The sequence below is a fragment of the Brumicola blandensis genome (assembly GCF_031846165.1).
In the GTDB taxonomy this organism is placed as follows: domain Bacteria; phylum Pseudomonadota; class Gammaproteobacteria; order Enterobacterales; family Alteromonadaceae; genus Glaciecola; species Glaciecola blandensis.
Window position 1 is genome coordinate 60,808 of record NZ_JAVRIE010000003.1, and the last position, 18,579, is coordinate 79,386.

The 18,579-nt window shown below is 39.7% G+C and carries 15 protein-coding genes; 2 read left to right on the forward strand and 13 right to left on the reverse strand.

What is annotated here, in order from left to right; genetic code table 11:
• The first annotated feature begins 2 nt into the window (after positions 1–2).
• The gene (locus RM544_RS08780; protein WP_311361416.1) at positions 3–1,484 is read left to right on the forward strand and encodes an oligosaccharide flippase family protein; all 1,482 of its coding nucleotides are present in this window, start codon (positions 3–5) and stop codon (positions 1,482–1,484) included.
• On the opposite strand, the gene RM544_RS08785 is transcribed toward RM544_RS08780, so the two are convergent.
• Positions 1,471–2,580: an acyltransferase family protein gene (locus RM544_RS08785; protein WP_311361417.1), complete on the reverse strand. Its 1,110-nt coding sequence runs from the start codon at positions 2,578–2,580 to the stop codon at positions 1,471–1,473. The two genes, RM544_RS08780 and RM544_RS08785, sit on opposite strands and share 14 nt — an antisense overlap.
• A 203-nt stretch (positions 2,581–2,783) precedes the next feature.
• Positions 2,784–3,551: a sulfotransferase gene (locus RM544_RS08790; RefSeq protein WP_311361418.1), complete on the reverse strand. Its 768-nt coding sequence runs from the start codon at positions 3,549–3,551 to the stop codon at positions 2,784–2,786.
• Between the two features lie 147 nt (positions 3,552–3,698).
• Between RM544_RS08790 and RM544_RS08795 the strand changes: the two genes are divergently transcribed.
• Positions 3,699–4,790, forward strand: coding sequence for a glycosyltransferase (locus RM544_RS08795; RefSeq protein ID WP_311361419.1), 1,092 nt, complete (start codon positions 3,699–3,701; stop codon positions 4,788–4,790).
• A gap of 28 nt (positions 4,791–4,818) precedes the next feature.
• On the opposite strand, the gene RM544_RS08800 is transcribed toward RM544_RS08795, so the two are convergent.
• From RM544_RS08800 to RM544_RS08850, 11 genes are all read right to left on the reverse strand, one after another.
• Positions 4,819–6,729, reverse strand: a complete 1,911-nt coding sequence (locus tag RM544_RS08800; RefSeq protein WP_311361420.1) for an acyltransferase family protein — start codon at positions 6,727–6,729, stop codon at positions 4,819–4,821.
• Between the two features lie 79 nt (positions 6,730–6,808).
• A complete protein-coding gene (locus RM544_RS08805; RefSeq protein WP_311361421.1) occupies positions 6,809–7,696 on the reverse strand; it encodes a sulfotransferase family protein in 888 nt (295 codons plus the stop codon).
• A 9-nt stretch (positions 7,697–7,705) separates the two neighbouring features.
• On the reverse strand, positions 7,706–8,560 hold the full coding sequence (locus tag RM544_RS08810) for a glycosyltransferase family A protein (protein ID WP_311361422.1): 855 nt from the start codon (positions 8,558–8,560) through the stop codon (positions 7,706–7,708).
• Positions 8,561–8,565: 5 nt separating this feature from the next.
• Positions 8,566–9,387: a transglutaminase-like domain-containing protein gene (locus tag RM544_RS08815; RefSeq protein ID WP_311361423.1), complete on the reverse strand. Its 822-nt coding sequence runs from the start codon at positions 9,385–9,387 to the stop codon at positions 8,566–8,568.
• Positions 9,388–9,418: 31 nt separating this feature from the next.
• Positions 9,419–10,561: a glycosyltransferase family 4 protein gene (locus tag RM544_RS08820; RefSeq protein ID WP_311361424.1), complete on the reverse strand. Its 1,143-nt coding sequence runs from the start codon at positions 10,559–10,561 to the stop codon at positions 9,419–9,421.
• Positions 10,562–11,623, reverse strand: coding sequence for a FemAB family XrtA/PEP-CTERM system-associated protein (locus tag RM544_RS08825; RefSeq protein WP_311361425.1), 1,062 nt, complete (start codon positions 11,621–11,623; stop codon positions 10,562–10,564).
• Positions 11,620–12,624 (reverse strand): polysaccharide deacetylase family protein, encoded by a 1,005-nt coding sequence (locus RM544_RS08830; protein ID WP_311361426.1) that lies wholly within the window; start codon positions 12,622–12,624, stop codon positions 11,620–11,622. The genes RM544_RS08825 and RM544_RS08830 overlap by 4 nt, the downstream gene beginning before the upstream one ends.
• Positions 12,624–13,739, reverse strand: a complete 1,116-nt coding sequence (locus tag RM544_RS08835; RefSeq protein ID WP_311361427.1) for a glycosyltransferase — start codon at positions 13,737–13,739, stop codon at positions 12,624–12,626. The genes RM544_RS08830 and RM544_RS08835 overlap by 1 nt, the downstream gene beginning before the upstream one ends.
• A gap of 17 nt (positions 13,740–13,756) precedes the next feature.
• Positions 13,757–14,839, reverse strand: coding sequence for a glycosyltransferase family 2 protein (locus RM544_RS08840; RefSeq protein WP_311361428.1), 1,083 nt, complete (start codon positions 14,837–14,839; stop codon positions 13,757–13,759).
• On the reverse strand, positions 14,737–17,391 hold the full coding sequence (locus RM544_RS08845) for an RIFT barrel domain-containing protein (protein ID WP_311361429.1): 2,655 nt from the start codon (positions 17,389–17,391) through the stop codon (positions 14,737–14,739). Before RM544_RS08845 ends, RM544_RS08840 begins: the two co-directional genes overlap by 103 nt.
• 122 nt (positions 17,392–17,513) lie before the next feature.
• Complete coding sequence (locus RM544_RS08850; RefSeq protein ID WP_311361430.1) at positions 17,514–18,569, reverse strand: GNAT family N-acetyltransferase; 1,056 nt, start codon at positions 18,567–18,569, stop codon at positions 17,514–17,516.
• Between the last annotated feature and the right edge of the window lie 10 nt (positions 18,570–18,579).

The window sequence follows — 18,579 nt, forward strand, 5'->3', positions numbered from 1 at the left end:
CTTTGTCTGAAGCAAAAAAAGCCCTAACGGGTTCGATTATCCTCGTTTTCACCAAAATATCTCAAAAGCTTTTGGGTTTGGTTAGTACCTTGGTTCTGGCTAGAATATTGTTGCCGGAAGACTTTGGTATTATAGCAATCTCACTGCTAGTTATAACTTTCATGACGACTATTGCTGAAAGTGGTGGAAGAGAGTACATCATCAGAAAGGATGCTGTAGATGATGATGATATCAATACATTTTGGACATTAAACCTATGTTTGAAAACAGGTATAGTCGTATTAGTCCTATTGTTAACCCCCTTAATTGCTCAGTTTTATGAAGATCAGCGTTTAATTCCTATTATACCTATGCTTGCGCTAATGCTACCTCTGGGCGCGCTGGTAAATCCCGAGCTTGTAATTTGCCAAAGAAATCAAAATTATGCGCCACTATTAAAAATAGACCTCATAAAAAAAATATTTGCAATTACCTTATCTATTAGCGCAGCACTTTATTTTAAAAACTACTGGGCACTGATAGTTGGGCATTTGTCCTCAAATCTTGTCGGCCTCATTTGCTCATACGTAATATTTAACTACAGACCCAAATTGACTCTCATAAACATCAAGCAGCAATGGGTTTTTAGCCAATGGATGTTAGCAAGGAGTATTTTGGGCTACACACGTTCTCAACTTGATAACTTTTTTGTTAGCAAGTTTTTTTCAGCTTCCGAACTTGGTGGTTATTATATAAGTAAGTATATCTCTAATATGCCAGCTACTGACCTTATTGCTCCAGCCTTAGACCCCCTATTAGCGTCTTATTCAAGGACTAAGCATTCAATTGAAGAGTTGAAACATCAAATTACTTTGACGTTGATGATAGTAGCGTCAACGGCTATACCATTTGCTGCGTTTGTATACTTTAACAGTTTTGAAATTGTTAAGTTGATATTGGGGGATAGCTGGCTAGAGTATTCGTCATTATTTGCAGCACTCTCGTTGCTGGTTATCCCTCATACGATAGGTATTATTGCGGGAAAAATTATTACATCTTCAGGAAAAGTCAGAATTTTGTTTTTTTACGACTTTATTTCATTGTTAACAATGTTTTTCGTGCTGTATCTGTTAAGAGACTTTTCTCTCGAGTCCTTTACATTGGGTAAATTATTCGTTGAATTAATAATGGTGTCACTATTGTTAATTGTAGCCACACTTCATATGTATAAAAGAAAGTTATTCTTTATATTGTTACTGTTTTTAACTTCTAGCCTAGGCGCGTTTTCTGTAGGTAAAGTATTAACTCTTTTTACCTTTCATGCGCCTGTATTCTTTGAGCTTTCTTTTAAATTTGCTATTTTTGCAGCGATTTGGTGCGTGTTTGTGTTTGTGATATTCAAAGTTTTTCTGAAAAATAACCATGCAGCCTTACATATCAAGTTTTTGATTGGGAAAGCAATGACACTTTTATTCAGCAAGCTGGCGAGATTTAGGAAGAGTTAGTTCTAGCTAGGGTACTCTGTTTCCTTAAAGCTAGTTTGCGCATAGCAAATAGTGCAATAGTATTCGAAATCCGTGAAAATAAAGGTGATACAGCGCAAGTTAAAGCCAATACGACAATCGATTTTAAGATTCCATAGGCGATAGTTTTTTCCGGGAGGAAGTTTATAACTTCACTAACTTCCACCAAGTAAATACTGAGCGTATGTAGGATAAAAATAGAAAATGTATGCTTATCACAAAACTTCAAAAATGCATCAATTAGTGGAAGTTTTTTAACTAGATTAATAATGTATGGAATTAAAAGGTAACATAGACAAACAGCCATTAAGCTTATCATCACATAATAGAAAGTTGGTGGGAAGTTATGGTCAGTCAAATCTATACTCACGCCAGCCCATACGTTCAGTAGCGACAAGCTAACACAGACCAAAACTGTTAACGCCATGATACGATTTCTTGTGTTACCTGGTAAAGCAAAGCAATATGCACCAAAAATATAAAAGATGCTTTGTATCATTGGTTTGTATAGATCATTCCCAAACAATCTTATTTGTAATGAATCTGGATATATTTGTTGATACAAACTAAACCCGATAAAAATAACAACGAGTACTAAAACGATTATCGGTTTTCTTGTCAATAGAACGAAATACAATGGAGAGATTATTGATATCAAAAGCAAGGCGTTCAAAAACCAAACTTGACCGACTGGGAAAGGCCGGATGTCCATAATCGGTCTGATTTGAAGCCAATAGTTCAGCTTTGTTAAATTAAAGTCTGGGAATGTACCATTTTGGCTTAAGTAAACTATTAGACAAATAAAACACAATAGATAGTATGGAATCAGAAGATTGACTACACGCTTACCATAGTATTCTTTTAAAGAAAACGTTCGGTTAAAGCTGATACGAGAAACAGCCCCTGATAGGAAAAAAAACAAAGGAACAACGATATACAGATAAGAGGAGAATGGAACATAGAACCAGAAGCCACCTATATGACCAAAGACTATAGCAATGATTGCAAAAGCCCTTAAGTATGAAATTTTTTGGCTATCTTCGGCGCTAATAATACTCGATACTGCTGAGCTTTTCATGACTTCACCCTCTCCTTAGGTATCCATCTATTCAATTTGTATAATACATATGAAAGCAAAAACAACGCTTTACTCTATCCAATTAAAAGACATTATTCCTTAATGGCTAAAAATTAATAGAAACTAGCTAGTTACATTTTTTTAACAATCTAACATTGTTAACTTTTATGAGTCAATAGCTTTAAAATAAAAATCAATTATGGTCAGCTCTCGCTTATTGCCTTAAGCTCCTTATCAATATCAATGAGCTTGTTTCTGTAAAACCAACAAACTAGGCGGGTTTTCCAGTTAAACTTACCATCCCGCTTGGTTAAACTAGGTTTATATATAGAATTGATTGGTTCGGGAGTTAGTTTCGTTCTAAATTTAGCATTGATTGCCTGAACACAATGACCGGAATTTTTAATAAAGAATGAATCATTAAATAGCAAACTATGCTCTTGATTGCGCTTATAAAACTTAATAATGCATTCGTTGTATTTTATCCATGCTTTAGCCGCGAGCCAGGGTTGTCTTCTTATTTCCTTATCTGTTGCTCTTCTTATCAGTGAGTCGATTACCTCTCTATAATCTCTGTACAGCAAGAGATGCTTTGCGTCGGGAAATAACCCAGACAAGGGTTGAATGAAAAGGCAGTTTCTGGGGTCTTTAAAGCCATATACAGAACCAAAACTTTCCAACGATTTAGCTTCTTCTAGTAGAACTTTTTTTGCGCTCTCTGCATATGATGCTTGCTCAGGACAATTAAATAGATTCCGATTTTGTTCAACTATGATCGATTGATGGAGTTGAACAATAGACTTATTTTCGAAATAACCATCTTGATTGTCCTTATGTGCTCCTAAAAGATTGTCTCCTAGAGCTATTCCGCACAGCTGGAGATATTGAGTGACTAGGGAAGTAGCTGACCGGTGCATACCGCTTATAATAACGAACTGACTTTGTGTCTCAATTCCTTTTGCCTGATTCACTTTGAAATATAACCTTTGTTTCTATTTAACGAGACTCGCACTAATACATAGAAGTTATCATCAAAGCTATTTCATGTATACTTAAACGCACACAGGGATCGCAGTTATCCGTTGAAATGAGCTGTAAAAGTTAGGATGGAATGGAATATGGTCAATATAGCTATCGTTCATAGTGTTGCAAAAATCGGTGGAGCCGAGAGAGTATCGCAGATGTTGCTAGGGAATATTGATACTAAACGGTTTAATTGTGTTCTGATTACGCCTGAGCAAGGACCTTTAACAGATTGGGCTAAGGAAATGGGTATTTCCCATACGCAAATAGACTTGAATCAACCTGGTATCTCTAATTTTTTTGAAAGCATTAAGCAAGCTTTTAGTCTCAGTCGTTATTTACTAAAAAACAAAATTGATATTGTTCATACTGCGGACCCATACTGTACCCGAGCTTGTGTTGTCGGAGCTTTACTAGCAGGAGCAAAGGTGGTATCACACTTTCACTTCCCTTTCGAAAAATCTCATTTAGCTTGGTTACTGCGACGTCTTCCAAAACCATCAGCAAGCGTATTCTGTAGCCAAGACCTAAACGATGAGGTTGGTACACATTTAAAAGAACTAGTTCCCGAAATGACTCTCCATACTATACATAATGGAGTTGATGTTGAACGGTTTTGTCCAACAAACCGTGTAGGTAGTGAAACACTTAGTATTGGTATCGTTGCAAATTTGCAGAAACGTAAAGGTCATGATGAGTTCTTAGAGATGGCCTCGTTGCTTAGCAAGAAATATGCATCATTGGAGTTTCATATTATTGGTGGAGATATTCTTGAAGAACCGCGAGAACATTATTTGAAAAGCAAGGCGAAAGACCTTGAAGTCGATGATATTGTGACGTTTCACGGTCAAGTTTCTGATGTGTTGGCATTGTTGGACAGCTTGGATATAGTTGTTTGTGCTTCTCACAAAGAAGCATTTCCTATTGCGATACTAGAGGCAATGGCGATGCAGAAAGCGATTGTGAGTACTGATGTAAATGGCATTCCAGAAGCAATTGAAGACAATGTTTCTGGGCTATTAACATCACCTTTTATTCCTGATGAACTTGCACAAAAGGTGAGCTTATTGATAGACGATCCAGCGTTTAGATATCAGTTGGCAAAGAATGCTCGTAACAGAGTAGTTGAGCAGTTCAATAAAGAGACTTTTGTTAGGAAATTTGAAAACTTTTACCTCAATGTTTAAGATTAATTTAGTTTTCGACTACAGGTTTTCATTTATCTAAAAGCTCTAACAGTACTGGGCCAATAATGTTCGTACTCACGAATATAGATCCTTTGGCCGTCAAATGACCATAGTCATATATTATTGGCGTATTTTGGTTATCTATTTTGACTAGACAGCCTTGTTGGTTGCAAAGGTAATCAGTTAACGAAACAAAAATAATGTTCTTGTCACGATATTTTGCGTGTAAGTTTGCACCATTGATTAACGTGCTTTCATCAAAAGTAGGATCATCTATTCTTTTAATTGAGGGCGAGAAATACTTTTTCGCTATAAGCTTGGTTAATGAGACATTCCATTGAGGCGTAGGTCCAACTAATAGGACTTTTGTTGATAGATCATGCTTATCTAAGAAGGCTAATATTTCTGTATACTCATTTAATGTATGCTTATTTCTTTGAGCAAGGACGATGACACTTGGCTTAATTTCGAGTATCTTTTTTCGTGCAAACTCATTTGATAAATTACAAGCTATTTTAAATTCACCTTTTAAGTCATGGTCACCGTTGACCATTGGTGGACAGCTGGAGCTAGTAACTTGGTTAAATACTGTATCTTTTGGTAGCACCTGTCTGATACCAAAAGATAAAGCTTGAGCATGCGAATCACCCCAGAGAAAAACTCCACCAAAACCACCGAGTGCACAATCGGCGATCCCACTTTCGACTCTTGCTGTGTCGTTACTAGTGTCTAAGAAATTACATTCGTCTCGAATTTTCGACTTGTGCTCAGCTGAAACATAGTTAAACGTTAAATATTTCTCTTGGTAGGATGCACTTTCTCCCAGCAAGTTCTGCCTCACTCCAACGTCCCCGCCAGAAGTAAACAAAGTGAAGCTTATTAAACATATAACGCCAGCATATAAAAATACAATCGATCTAAATTTTGTACGCCATACTCGACGGTTTTCTACTATTGAGTAGGAAGCATACCCTAAGGTAATCGACAACATTGCAACTACGATAGCCTTTACGCTTGTGTAGCCAGTCTCATACATATAAACGACTAGAGGCCAATGCCAAAGGTAAATTGAATATGACCATAAGCCTAGCTTTTGTAATATCACATTTTGAGAAAAACGACTTTTTTGGTAGTTTGAAATTAGTACTAGTGCGCATCCAATAGTTGGAAAAAGGGCCCAAAAACCTGGCCACATAGTGCTTTCAGAGAACAAGAAGAAACTAGTAACTATGAGGGCTACACCTAAGTATTGAGTAATAATTGGAAATCTCAGCAAAAGTGCATTTGAACTATTTTGATGTTGAAGATAAAAGTAGCAGATCCCGCCTAGCATCATTTCGTACGCTCTCGCAGGGAGTAAGAAATATGCAGCATCTGGCGAATGTATAGTAAGGTAAATAGATATGCTTAAGGCGATACATGTGCAAACTACGAAAGTAAGAAAAACTTTGATTGCTGAGAATAGTTGATTTAGAGCCAACAGTAAAAATGGAAAAAGCATATAAAATTGCCATTCCACTGATAGTGACCAAGTATGAAGTAACCAGTTATCATAGGCTCCAGAAGTGAAGTAACCCACCTCCATCCAATAAAAAACATTTGAATAAAACAATGCAGAAGAAAGCGCATTCTCTGCTAATTTAAAATATTCGGTTGTAGGCAAGTAAAACCAACCTGCTATCATCAAAGACCCTGACAATACGAGTAACGCAGGAACTATTCTCGCAAAGCGAGAGTGCATGAAGTCTATGTAAGAAAATGAACCCTTATTTAATCTGCTTGAAATTATAGCTGTCATCAAATAACCAGAAATGACAAAGAAAACATCAACTCCAGCAAAGCCAGAGGGAAGGTAATCCCGATTTATATGAAATATCAACACGCCTATTACCGAAAGAGCGCGGAGTGCGTTGATGTCATATCTAAAGTTTGAATTCAATGTAAGGACCGAATATTAATTGGTTTAAGATCGCAATTTATGAATGGTGAATTCCTAAACTACCCTGTAATACATATTGTCAGCTTTGATTAGCTTTAAAAAATTTTTTAATTGCATCTTTGGTCCTAAATCTACGCCACTTATACTGCAACTGTATTTCACCGATAATAGCTTGGTGAACTTTGTAATACGCTTTTTGCAGAGATGAAAGGCTTATAGGTTCACCAACTCTTTCATAACCAAATTCATCTAGTAGGTCGCCAGCTACGTGCTCTATTACACTAATCTCATGTCGACTAAGCTTTTGTTGCCACTTTTTGGTAAGAACAACGTCAGGCTTTTTAAACGTGTGACGGTTTTCCTTCTTGATTTCGTAGTAGCTTTCCTGCTTGTTGTAATTCAACATTTCGGGATCAAATTCTATATCTAAGAAAGTGCATGCCTCTCTCATTGATGACTCAAGGTCTTTAACCATGTCTTCAAACTTTATAAAAAAGAAGTTCTCGGGCATTGTCGCCATAAATTCCAGTTGCTGCTTCACTTCTTTTCGCCATCGCTGAGCGCCAGTGTAAGCGTTGGTGCCAAGTCCCCATTTGTTTTCAATATAGGAGTTAGCCACACCTCTACCATCTCGCAGAATGATAATGAACTTTGAATGAGGTAGGAATTTTCGGAGGACGTCAATGTGTTCGGTAAGTTGTGGATCTTTCAGTCCCCATATTTTGCAACCTTCACTCAACAAGTTATCCACATTGATGTTGTCATGCCTAATAAGCTCAGCTTTTATTTTGTCAATGATTTTTTGCGGTTCTTGTTCACCATCGAAAATAAGCGGTAGTTCAGCTTCATTCTGTACAAAAATATCCTTGTGAGCCGAAAGTATTCGAGTCAATAGGGTTGTTCCAGAACGCTGTGTTCCCATTACGAATAGGGGCCACGTAGCATGTGCAGAGTTTTCATTTGTCATGAGGGGACCTTATTTTACGACAATTTTCTTGTTTAGGCGTTTTACTATCCTACTTTTTAGAAAGGGATTAAGCTTTACTACACCATTTTCGATATCTGTCAGTATCTTGTTATTTATTTCGCTTAATTCACGTGGCCATTCTAAAAAGCTCATTTTTTCTAGATGGCTTTGTTGAAGTTGGCCTGTTTTATACCTTGCAATTCGACTTATATATAACTTTATATCGTCCAGCTTAAAATAGCTTAATTTGGAAAATAAGTATCCACAGTTAGTATCGAAAGTAACTCTTTCATTTATTGGCGCATCGATATCTTTTATATCACGTTTAACAGCTTTGGTGATTGCTGAATCTATCCAACCCAAGCCAATAGGAAGGTAAAACTCTTTTTCTCGAACGATCTCCAAAAAGGAGCGCTTTAGACCATAGCAATTGCCAAAGAGCAAATGGTATTCAGTTACCATCTTTCTGTATTGTTCTATATTTCTGCCTGAGAAAGGGAGTCCTGCAATTGCAGATGCATTTGGACTAGAAGTTAATTTTTGGGCCATTTGACTGAACGCATTCTTTGTAAACTGAACATCTGCATCTGTAAAAAAATGCACTTCTTCATCACCAGAGATTGAATGAATATATTCATTCCAAGCATTACACTTATCACCAATCGAAAGCTCTACTATTTTCAATTTTGGGAACTTACCACTAACAACAAAACTTTGAAGTATAGGGACAGTGTTATCGGTACAGCCGTTTGCAATGACAATAAGGTTTACTAAGTCTTGGTCTACGTTTTCATATATGCTTGATACCGAGCGTTCGATGTTTTTCTCTTCGTTATATGCAAACATTACAATTGAGTATTGCACAGTTATTATTCCTTTTTGCTCTTGTTAGTACTCAAAAACACAACCAAAACAAACAGTACCCCAATTACAGGAAAAAACCATTTGCCGAAATAGGCGAACTTTTCAAAGTAAAACTTATTCGTTATTAGATGCTTTGGGCCGTCCCAAATACTGTATGATTTAGTATATTCATTAACTAAAAAACGCTCTTCGTTGTTTGAGTAGCCTTGTTGAGAATAGAGGCCTTTTGTAGCTGCTCTTTGTGTATTAATTTTTTCCAGCGAATGCGGAATGACTACCCCGAAATCAGGATCAAAAACCAACTGTGTTTTGTCAAACTCAGCGGCCACTACGACATGACCGGGAAAAGTGACAATTTTATTGTCTATACCGTGTTTGCTTAATAGTTGACTCATTAAAATAGAGGCGTCACCACAAATACCAATACCACGTTCCATGCTTTTTTGGGGGTTTGAAAAATGATAACGCTCGTATTCAGGTATTCCAGAGTACCTTCCCATAAAATGCAAAATCCAGTTTTCCCACAATGGTACAAGTTGATGAAATGCTGAAGGATTATAAACTTCCCAATCAACATGGGCCGTGCCTTCAGAAATCACTGTTGTTAGCCTTTTTGCGTATTCTAGGTCAGATTCATTTTCTACTTTCTTAACAGCCTTAAAATACTCTTTTTTGCTGAGTAATAAGTCCCGCTCCCCAAAACGAAGAAACTCGGGAGACAAATTGTCAGGTCGCAACTCTTTAGTTAGACCATAAAAATTTATCGCTAGTAGCGCAGCACTGGCAAACAAAACTAAAGTAAGAACTAATTTAATTGTAAATTTCATTTATCTGTCATCATTTCAATGTCACGGCCTATCACCTTGAGTCACCGCTATATATGGCATTATATTGTTTTGACATATGTTCCACATCAAATTTATCAGTAAACACTGTTTTTGCATTGCTACCATAGTCTGCAAGTAAGTCTCTATTGGATACTAAACGCAGCATAGCGTTTTGAAACTCACTACTGTTATCGTTCTCAGTGACTAAGCCCGTTTGTTCGTGAAGTACTATTTCTTTATTGCCGCCAGCGTCAGTAACTACACATGGTTTTCCTAGCGACATTGCTTCTAGTATCGTCATTGAGGTACCTTCACTTAAACTTGAAAGTAAAAATACGTCAAACATTGCCAAGTACGCTTTAGGGTAGGGAATATAACCAGGTAAAACAACAGAATCCGCAATACCAAGTATTTGTATTTGCTTTTTGAGTTCCTCCATTAATTCGCCATCGCCCACGATGAATAATTTAGCGTTTTTATGCTGTGCCAAGAGTCCTGCAAATGCATTCAGCATCATTTTGTGATTTTTAATTGGATCAAGCCTTGCCACTGTGCCAAATACGACATCATCATCTGTGATATTGTATTGTTTTCGTAAACTTTCTATTTCAGCTAAATCAAGCTCGAGCGCACGAATGCCGTTGTACACCACGTCGATGTTGCTGCGCTTTAAGAATTCATATTCCACTAATGCTTCTTTCGTCGCCTCAGAAATAGCCGTAATACGGTCTGTCATCATTGAGAGAATAGGATTAACGAAGCGTCGTTTCCAACTACTCACATCAGGGTAAAAACGGCCATGTTCAGTGAAAATTACTTTCGTCGATAGGCCCAATACTGCCAATGTGCCGTAAACCCAGGGTGTATATTGGTGACAATGAATGATATCAATTTTATGGGCTCTGACATGCTTTCTAATTGCAGTTATCAACGAACGGTCGAACCCGTCCACTCTTGCTTTGGAGTGAATACTATAACCTTCGCCCTGTAAGTCTTTACCCCAAGGACCAATAGGTTCTTCAATGCAGAAAATTGACATTTCAACACAACCATCATTATTACCTTCAATGATATTTTTTATCACCATTTCTGTACCGCCTATGCGCATGTCATAAGTAATATGCAGTACTTTTTTCTTGGTTGCCTGAGTGTTAGTAAGTTTGGTCTGTTCCAATTATAAGCTCACATATTTACGAATTTTAGGCCCAAGTGCGTTTACCAAGCCCAAAGGGAGCTTTTTCCATATAGCTTCGACTAGCTGGCGCAACTTTCCATTTTTGCTTTCAGCAGATTCAGGCTGTTCAGTACCATCCTTATAACTTTGCCAATCTAGCGGGCTTGGACTTGCTCCCCATTGCTTTTTAAAATTGTAAGTCCCTTCAAAAGCAGTTGAACGCCCAAAATCAAATGTGCTAGCACCACTTTTTATTGCTTCACTAATTACTGTCCAGTAAAGCAACATATTCGGAGCTAATCGATTGTAGTCTGATTTTGTAGAAGCCCAAGGAATAGAAGCTGCGTTGCCATTAAGCAGCACGATACCGCCTCCAACCGTAACATCATCGCTATATACCAAAGCTAAATAAGCCTTGTCTTGATAGTTTTTAAGTACTTGCTTGAACCACTCTTTTGAGTGCACTGGGGAGCCGAGAGAGCGCATGTTTAATGAAATCACTTCATAAAACTGCGCTAACTTTTCTTCAAACTTTGCGGAGGATTCAAAGCGAAACACTCCAGCATTCAAGCCGTTTTTCTCGGCCTTTCTGATTTGGCTTCTCAGTTTCGATTTAAAGGCCGCCATTTGCTGTTCTGCATCAGCTTCTAGATTAAGTAGCATTCTTACTTTTTCGCTACCTATTAGCTTTTCAGGGGCAATTACGACGTTGCTAGCATTACGTATTTCAAGAGGCGAGTTAGTGTCAGTTGAAACGTTTACAGCCGCGGTTCTTAAAGCGTCTACAACACTCTGATTTTCTGCTAAAGGCCCAGCAGCATCACAATAGGGTGCTGCAACATAAGAACTTCCTTTTAATGGAGTTTTCATTTCAATCAGAGGCAAAACCCCAACTAACTTATCACCCTCAAACGCCCCTAAATAATGAGTATCAAACCCATAGCTGGCTTTGACTGCTTGGCCCCAAGCAAAGCGATGGTATGGCGTTGCCGCATCACATTGGTCAACATAGTTGTCCCATATGGCTTGATGTGTGTCGTTTAGTCGTTTTATTTCAATCATGAGCGCTGTAACATTTTTGGGTTTTGAGCGAAGTAGACCTGCGCTTCTTTTAGAGTCATAAAGTTCAATTGATAGTCTTCAGATAATGCGTCAATTACCGCACTTACGCGGCTGCATATTTCGTTGAATGGGTCTTCCACGTTGAAGAACCCAGTCCCATTTTTGATAAGGTTCGAGCTGTGAAAGAACATATTGATATAGCTTGCACCATTCTTGTATGTTTTATGGGCGAGCGAAACCATATCTTTTGCTTCCATCACTTCTGGGCTCATGTATATCTTGCGCAGCAAATGGGTGTGCCATAAAAGGCTAACGCTTCTTAAATATTTTAAGGGTGCCGACGCGGCAAGCTCGTGAATTTTGTCACATAGCGAAAATGCACTACGGTTAAAGCCAACCGATGCCTGAATTTCCATTATATTACGCTGCTCACCGGCGCTCAGGACATTTTGTGCGTCTGGCCAGTAGGCACCAATTGGGGAACCTTGGCAGGTGAAAAATTCGTTTGAGTAATAAGGGTACACGCTTGAATCAACCGTGAAGCCTCTGCTCCAAAGTAGCTGCATAATGTCGGCAGATATTCCCCAGCGGCCTGTGCGGAATGAAGTGGGTTGATAGTCGAATTCATTCACAAAAACCGACACGAGCTCGTCTAGTTTAGCTTCGACATGTTCAATAGGTAAGTTAACCACATGAGAGTTTGCTTCGTTGGGCTTTTCGAAAAAAGGAGGGTTTGCCCAAGGGTGAAGGTGAGCGCCGAGTTCACATGTATTATCCTTTATTGCCTGAGCAAAAACCTTGTTCTCTGCAGCGCCTTTTGCAGCTGCATAATCGACGAAATAACAAGGGCGAATGCCTTTATCGTTACAAAAATCTTGAAAAGCAGGGATCTTGACTAAATTTTTGACCGAAAAGTCTTTTTCGGGGAAGGGACCATCCCAGTCCCATTCCTCTTCGGTATCTATCGTCAAGATAAAGACGAGTTCGGGTTTTGTTTTCACTATGTCACTTCCTTGTTGTCCAATACGTCGTTAAACAGAGTAACGTATTCATCCGCCATTCGTTTGGCAGAGTAATGCTCGTTTACGTAATCACACGCGTTCTTACCTAATTGTTTTGCATAGTCTTGGTCGTTGAGTATTTTTTCCCAAGCCGCTAGTAAATGCTCTTTGTCGCCCAAAGGCGACAGTAAGCCAGTCTGTTCGTTGGTAATCAGTTGATCAATACCTGCAATATCATAGGCTGCAACAGGGGTTTCCATTGCGCAGGCTTCCATCAAACATCTTGGGATCCCCTCAAGGGTAGAGGTCATAGCGAAAAGATCAAAGCTTTTTAAATAGTCTAAGCGGTCATCCCTATAACCTAAATAGTGGATGTCTGCTTTTGACGACAAGGTCTGTGTGTAGGTTTCTAACTCTTCTCTTGACTCACCATCACCCAGCAAGATGAGTTCAAGATCGTCCATTTTTTGGTGCAGAGCATCAAATACATCAAGTAGGTCTTTGATATTTTTGCGGCTGATCATTTGCCCAATAAAGCCCACGCGCTTTTTAGTTTTCTCAAGGGCCATGGGTTTTTGTTTGAATTTCTCTACTTCAGACAAATCAACACCATTTTGGATGTACACCAGTTGTGGCTTTTCGATATTGTATGCTTCGACGTCTTTCACCAATTGTGGTGACAGTGGCACAACATGATCTGCGTACTTCATGGCTTGGCAACCTAGCCAAATGAATAAACGCAATTTGAAGTCTTTCGCATTTTCAAAGCCATGCGGGGTAACGATAACGGGTACTTTGGCTTTACGGGCCGCTAGTACGCCAAGTATGTCTGATTTGTAGCCATGAGTGTGCACTGCATCAATGTTGTTGGCTTTGATGTATTCGGCAAGTCTACTCACTGCCTTAAAGTCAAATTTGTGCGCCATTGGCAATTCGTAAACGTCACCGCAGTCTCGCTTGAAGTGTCTGGCTATTTCTAAGTTCTGAGAGGCCGCTTCATCAGTCACCGCTAAACTGTATTTTACGTTCTTATCGACCGTATTATTGCAAAGAGCCAAAATCCAACGCTCTGCACCGTAGAAACCAGTAGAACAAATAAATTGAAGTATATGCATATTTCTCGACGGTGTTTTCAAGTGTGACTACTCGTTGCAATAGGTTTAAGAAGGCCCAGAATTGTACCCCAAGTTCTGGCTGGAAAATACAGAGCATAAAATTTAATCACTGTGAATAAGCTGATTTTTGGTCGCGCTAAGCGATAAAGTCTTAAGGTATACAAGCTCAACACACCTAGGCTAGCGAGCAAACTGAATAGTGCTAAGCTTGGCAATGATAAAAGGCTAAACATAAGCGCAAATACCAAGCCAAAAGTAAACATCGGCGGGGCAATAAAACTAGGGTATTCAGAAAGACCTATCTTCCTGCCATTCAATGACGCTAAGTTTGACTGGCCACGCCAAATTTCCTTTTTGGCCATTTCTGAAAATACCTTATCCTCTCCTAAGTGCACATAAGTACTTGCTGTGGTGTAGTACAAGTCACCTTGTTCACCTACTTTTTGGGTAAATACGTAGTCTTCACAAGTGACTAGGTGTTCGGGAAAACCTCCTGATTCTATAAATGTTTCGCGCTTCATCAGTAAGTTTCTACCCGGTAAAAATTCGACTGTGCAATCTACATGGGCGTTACTCAATTCGGTCCGCAGAATTTCCAGCGGACTGGCACCATCAGAAGCAACTTGTACCGCACTGACCAGTTTCGTATTGTCATTCAGCATTGGATACAACTGGCTTAACCAATTGGGCGCTAGTTCAATATCCGCATCCAGAAAACCGACTACTGCACCACTTGCACTCTGAAAGCCAATGTTGCGTTGCGCCGATATCGTAATGTCCATTGGTGCATGAATTACTTTAATCGTCAGCTTGTCTTGTAAAGGGGTAAAATCAAAATCAAGCGTGTCATTTTTGGTGACGATAATCGCTTCAAGGCCAAGCTCATCTCCAGCTACCTGAGTTTTCAAGCGATGCAAAGACTCAATTGTCTCTATTAACATCTTTTCCCGTCCATAATGGGGAATGATAAAGCTACAGCACTTTGGATTGACTTCTATCATGCTTGGGCCGCCTCTGTTTTTTTGCCTTTGAGCTGCGGGAAACGAATGAATAAATGCTTTATTTCGCGCTTGATTGAATATTGTTTTAGAAAGCGCCATGCAAAACCCAACAAGCTGTAGGGCTCACTTTGGTAGTCTACTGTGACCTTGGGTGTGTCGGTTCGCGGCTCAATCTTATCCGACATATTATTTTGCATAATTAAGGCAAGTATCCGAGTGTAGTCTTTTTCTTCACTCTCAATCAGTTTCGCTTCAACATACTCGGTAAGGGTTCTTATCTTATCAGCAACTTTCTCGAGAAGTTCTTTGTTACTTACAAGGTAAGGCTCAGCTACTTTCAGAACCATAATTTTTCGGAGATCTTGCGCAGTCCAGGTATCATTTGGATATTCTAGGCGCTCACTATTTTGCAAGTAGGGCACTTCTGATGTCGCGATATATTCAACATAATGCAGAAAGGCTTTTTTAATCGGGGCATAGTCATGACTGATGCCATACACGGTCTCGCAGATCCATAAATACTTGGCAACTGACTGCATAAACACAATGTAGTACCAAGTGTTTTCTATATCCTCGAAATTTCGTTCAGCAATATCATCCTCATGGCTAAATGTATGCAAGATAATATTTGATGCCTTTTCAATATACTGTGCGTCTGAGCTTAGTTCATAGCTGTCTATTAGCGCATTGATATAGTTCGCTACACCACGATCTAAAGGATATTGGCCAGTGAGTGGATTTCTCACAATGGCTTTATTGCGGTACTGAAGTAGGGTGCCGAGTAATGTGCCATCCCCCTCGAAGAAGTAAGAGATCCAAGTGCTTAGTTTCAACACGGCTTCTTTTGCTTTCATATTTCCGCTGAGTTGATGATAAAGCGCTAGACCACTTGTGTAGCAATGATGACTGCCGGGGCCACCGCCGCCAGCATGATCCTCATACACGCCTTGTTGTTGGCGCTTTGAGTATGTTCGATGGGTTGCTGTTTCAGCTTCAACGTAGTGATCAGTGTGCCAAAACAAACCGCCATTGTATTCGAGCTTATCTAATGTTGTATGGTAAATATCAATGTTAACTATATGCTCAAACAAATCGTCAGCAAGTTGCTTCCATTGGGTATCACCGGTAAGTAACCATTGTTTTAAGAAGCCAAATAGCGGGTCATATTGATTATTATAGTGTGATACGAATATATCATCGCCTTTATGACCAACGGCTTCGTGGTCGGCATATATATCCCCAAAATTTCGCCAACCAAACTCATCCAAGGCTTCACGCTTGTTGAAGAAATTACGTTCACCACTCAAGCCCATTTCGACGATGTGTGCTAGGGGGCTTTTTAAAACGCTTTTTCGAAGCCACGGTATGGTATTCGAGTCGCAAAAAAGGTCGCTGCTTGGCACGGGCATTAGTGGAAGAGCAATAGCTGAAGGCTCATTAACCGAGCCTGAAAGCTGAATATTGATCGTATGCGTTTTTATTTCGCCAGCCTGCAATTCGACAAAGCTAGCTATGTCACTGGGGGCGAAATCTACCGTTATTTTGCCAGACTCCCCTAAGACTTTAAGCGGGAAAGCTTCCCAAGTTTGCGCAAGAGACAAGGCATAGGAAGTGTCTTGATTTTTTAATGCGCAAGTAAATTTAGGGCGCATAATACGTGTTTGCTCGGCATCGCCGTTAGTACTTTGGGTCAGTAGTGCACCGCGTTCACCTAGCTTGATTTGGCCGTGTTTATTGACATGGTTTTTTGATTGCCAATTGTCGCCACCACTGTTTTCTATTAGTACAGACCAGCTTTCGTAGGGTTCAAACTCGGTGTCATTATTAGTTGCTGTGCCACTATTTGCTTCATCGATGCAAGATACGCTTAACTCTGCCCCCGGACACTCCAACACAAGCCCAAATTGTGACAACTCTACACTATTCTGATTGCCTAAATCCCACTGACCGCCTTCTTGTACTATTGGCATAGGATTATGCAGTGACAAACGCAGTGTGAGTGCATTGCTTATGTAATCAAGTTGATATTGAAGATAAAGCTGCAGATGTTTAGGCGAATTGGCAAGTTGAATTCGAAACGCTTGCTCAAGTTGCGCATAGATAGGCTCACCAGTATTGGCACTGCGAGTAAAGGAACTTGAATCTAAGGCTTCTATGTTGTGCCTATAGCCGACGGTTTGAAGCAAAAGGTGTGACCTTAGACTGTTTGCACCGGCCTGCTCACTGCTGTCTCGATAATTGCACTCTTGAAAGTGCAGCGCGCTGTGTTTGTCGACACGCAGTTTCTTTTCTTTCGAACTTAACTCAAAGTACTTATCGTGCTTTGTCGCACAATCCACTTTGCGAAACATCTTGGCATTCGTGCTGGTAATAAAACAGCGTATGCTTGGTTGTGCTTTGTCTTTACCTGGCGCCTGCGGACTATCTATCATCGATACGCTATCTGGCGCTTGGCTTTCAATCAAGCACCAGCGTATTGATTTGTCATGCCACAAGGCGGTAGGGTGAATGCTAGCGACTAAGGCTTGTCCACTTTCATCTACTAACTGTAAGTTTTGTTCCGGCCAAAAAGTACCTTGCGGTAGCGGTACGCCGAATGAAAAGGACGATTGACTCGCATGAGTATTATCTAAGTTAAATACATGGATCATTAAGCTACGTGCCTTGCCATTGTTTGCTGAGTCATTACTTACCTTGTTATTGAACTGAGTCCTTGTTGCGCGTCATAGTATAAATTTTAATAGCTCAAACTATAAGCTTTTTTTACTGACGATTATATTCCTGACTTAAACCCTTTTAACCAACGAAATAAGCGGTTTCTGATTGAAGGCGTAGAAATTTCAATATGGTAGACCGGATAATGTGCATTCGACATTTGTTCTTTATAGCGCGCAGGTCCAGCTAAAAAATCATACCGTTCAAAATCCTTCATTTTATAATACTCAATCGCGGCTAAGTGCATACTCATGCCAGGCTTTATTTTATTGTCGTTACTCGAGAACTTAATTGCAGACAAATAAAACAGAGCGTACTGACCTTGTTTTAAAACATACAAATATCCTAAGCACGTATCGCCGGCACGCACCATCAGCAGTTCTGCTTGATTCTCCTGACCAGTACCTTGTTTCAGTATTTTGTCATGAAAAGCCACGAACTTAGGATTCGCAAAGCCACTACCAAACTCACTGTCACCCCAGCGCTGCATATGGATCGCGCCAACTTCATTCAAAATGGTAGAATGGCTAGCTACATCTATTGGGCTAACGCTAATCTCACCAAGCGTATTTTCAATGAGTTTGTTTGAGCGCTTTATTGCTGAGCGAGTGTTTTTTGAAAGGCTCTGTAAGTAATCGCCCTGAGTTAAGTCAACATAAGCACTATTTTCTGCACTGCGTTCACTCGTTGCTTGAATGGAGCAAGGCCAGTGATCCGACAGCGTATTTCGGATAACGATTTTACTGGTGTTTGGTAACGCACTTAGCCGCTCTAGCATTGCGGTAACAACAATGTCACGTTCGTCCTTCAGGCAAATAACATCATTGTGTTCGGTCCACACTTGATCATTTAAGTGATTGCCCGTTTGATTCAGAAAGTAGGTGTTGCCCAGAAAATGTGTTTGTTTACCCCAAAACCCAAAGCCAATAACTTGTTTATCGCGGACACAAATGAGTAAAAGAGGAAGTTTATCGAGTGTTTCTAGCCAAGATACAAGCCAGAACGGACTTAAAAATAGGTTGCCTGTATTCACACTTTCGTGAACAGTGCTAAACAGCTCAGAAACCATCTCGGTAGTATAATAATCGAATATGTCGGTGTTTACCTGAGGCATCCTTTCCCTA

Excerpts from the sequence above, each read along its gene's own strand:
- RM544_RS08785 (WP_311361417.1), bottom strand. The coding sequence starts at position 2,580 with ATGAAAAGCTCAGCAGTATCGAGTATTATTAGCGCCGAAGATAGCCAA.
- RM544_RS08795 (WP_311361419.1), top strand. The coding sequence starts at position 3,699 with ATGGTCAATATAGCTATCGTTCATAGTGTTGCAAAAATCGGTGGAGCC.
- RM544_RS08805 (WP_311361421.1), bottom strand. The coding sequence starts at position 7,696 with ATGACAAATGAAAACTCTGCACATGCTACGTGGCCCCTATTCGTAATG.
- RM544_RS08815 (WP_311361423.1), bottom strand. The coding sequence starts at position 9,387 with ATGAAATTTACAATTAAATTAGTTCTTACTTTAGTTTTGTTTGCCAGT.
- RM544_RS08825 (WP_311361425.1), bottom strand. The coding sequence starts at position 11,623 with ATGATTGAAATAAAACGACTAAACGACACACATCAAGCCATATGGGAC.
- RM544_RS08835 (WP_311361427.1), bottom strand. The coding sequence starts at position 13,739 with ATGCATATACTTCAATTTATTTGTTCTACTGGTTTCTACGGTGCAGAG.
- RM544_RS08840 (WP_311361428.1), bottom strand. The coding sequence starts at position 14,839 with ATGGCGCTTTCTAAAACAATATTCAATCAAGCGCGAAATAAAGCATTT.
- RM544_RS08845 (WP_311361429.1), bottom strand. The coding sequence starts at position 17,391 with ATGATCCATGTATTTAACTTAGATAATACTCATGCGAGTCAATCGTCC.
- RM544_RS08850 (WP_311361430.1), bottom strand. The coding sequence starts at position 18,569 with ATGCCTCAGGTAAACACCGACATATTCGATTATTATACTACCGAGATG.